Source organism: Streptomyces boncukensis, from assembly GCF_011045075.1.
Classification (GTDB): domain Bacteria; phylum Actinomycetota; class Actinomycetes; order Streptomycetales; family Streptomycetaceae; genus Streptomyces; species Streptomyces boncukensis.
Genome location: NZ_JAAKZZ010000844.1, coordinates 1 through 2024, shown reverse-complemented (window position 1 = coordinate 2024; position 2024 = coordinate 1). Strand labels below are relative to the sequence as shown.

General features: G+C 74.4%; 2 protein-coding genes. Both read right to left on the bottom strand.

Features of this window, described 5'->3' with window-relative positions; genetic code table 11:
* Positions 1 to 1146: serine/threonine-protein kinase (locus tag G5C65_RS36255; RefSeq protein WP_165303304.1), on the bottom strand; the 1146-nt coding region annotated here is incomplete at its 3' end.
* A 42-nt stretch (positions 1147 to 1188) separates the two neighbouring features.
* A partial coding sequence (locus G5C65_RS36250) for a menaquinone biosynthetic enzyme MqnA/MqnD family protein (protein ID WP_165303303.1) occupies positions 1189 to 2024 on the bottom strand: 836 nt, incomplete at its 5' end.

Genomic DNA, 2024 nt, shown 5'->3' with positions numbered 1-2024 from the left:
GTGCATGGCGGTTCCGGGGCCCGCCCCGGACCCGTTGCCGGGCCCTGCCCCCGTGCCCGGTCCGGGCGTGCCCGGGGCCGAGCCGTACGAAGGGTCCGGCGGGCCGAAACCGGGTCCTGCTCCCGTGGCTCCCGCCGCTCCCGTGGCTCCCGCCCCCGTCCCGGGGCCCGTGAACGGGAGCGGGCCCGACTGCTCGCGGGCGCCGTCCGGCTCCAGGTTCAGCAGCTCGGTGGCGCGTCGGCCGACCTGTTCCACCAGCGGGGCCGGCAGCCAGCCGTGGGGGTACCTCCCTGCTCGAGCGAAGCCGAGAGCTTGGGGGAGCACCAGCCCCTGAGCACCGCCCGCCGTGCCCGCGAGCTCGCCCGCGACGCCGGGCGGGTCCGGGCGCTGCCCGGGGTCCTTGGCCAGACAGCGCGCGACCAGCTCCCGCAGCTCACCGCCCAGCCCGTCCAGCTCGGGCTCCTCGTGGACGACCTTGTAGAGCAGCGTCGCCGTGCTGTCCCCCGGAAAGGGGGGCGCCCCGGTGGCCGCGTACACCAGCACCGCGCCCAGCGAGAAGATGTCCGAGGCGCCCGTGACCCCCTTGCCGAGGACCTGTTCGGGCGACATATAGCCGGGTGAGCCGATGGAGACGCCGGTGGAGGTGAGCGAGGCGGTGCCGTCGGTGGCGCGGGCGATCCCGAAGTCGATCAGCCGGGGCCCGTCCACGGTGAGCAGCACGTTGGACGGCTTGACGTCGCGGTGCACCAGGTCCAGCCCGTGCACATGGCGCAGCGCCTCGGCGAGCCCGGCGCCCAGCGCCCGCACGCTGGTCTCCGGCAGCGGCCCGTACTCCGCCACGGCGTCCGCCAGCGAGGGGCCCGCGACATAGCCGGTCGCCACCCACGGCACGGCGGCGTCCGCGTCGGCGTCCAGCACGGGCGCCGTCCACGCGCCGCCCACGCGCCGCGCTGAGGCGATCTCGCGCTGGAACCGGCGGCGGAACTCCTCGTCGACGGCGAAGTGCGGGTGCACCACCTTCACCGCTGCCGTGCGCCCGGTGTGCGAACGGGCCAGATAGACCCGCCCCATGCCGCCGGCCCCGAGTCTGCGCAGCAGCCGGTACCCGCCGAGTTGGCGCGGATCGTCGGTCTCCAGCGGCTGCAGCACGTCGAGGCCCCCCATGACTGCGGTGGTGCTGCCGACAGCTTAGGGACTGTCCGCGGACTCCAGCAGGTCCACCCGTACACCGGGGGGGAAACCCGCCTCGGCGCCGGCCCGCCGGGCGAATTCGGCCACTCCGTCGAGCTGGCGCTCGCCGAGGCGGAAGTCGAGGGTGGTGAAGTAGCGCTCCAGCACCGACGGCTCGAAGATCTCGTAGCGCGCCGCGTGCGCGGCGACCTTGTCGATCTGCTCCAGCGAGAGGTCGCGGGAGGCGAGGAAGGCCCGGTGCACCTCGTGCACGGTCGCGGGTTCGCGCTCCAGGAAGTCGCGGCGCACCGCCCAGGCCGCGAAGACGAACGGCAGGCCCGTCCACTCCTTCCACAGCCGCCCCAGGTCGTGCACCTGCAGCCCCGGCTCGGGCAGATGCCCCAGGTAGGCGCGCAGCCCGAGGTCCCCGATGACGACGGCGGCGTCCGCCTCGCTCAGCATCGCCTCCAGGTCGGGCTCGCAGGTGTAGTACTCCGGACGGACGCCGTAGCGCTCGGCCAGCAGCAGCCGCGCCAGCCGTACGGACGTACGGGAGGTGGAGCCCAGCGCGACCCGGGCGCCGTCCAGCTCCTCCAGCGGGCGGCGCGAGACGATCTCGCAGGACATGACGTCGCCGTCGCAGCCGACCGCGATGTCCGGCAGCGCCACGAGCTCCTCGGCGTGCCCCAGGAACATGGCCAGCGGGACGGGCCCCATGTCCAGCTCGCCGCTCAGCACCTTCGCGCCCAGCTTCTCCGGGGTGTCCCGGGTGAGGTCGAGGTCGAGCAGGGTGTGCGTGTGGACGAGGCCCCAGTAGAGGGGCAGGCAGTTGAGGAACTGGATGTGCCCGACGC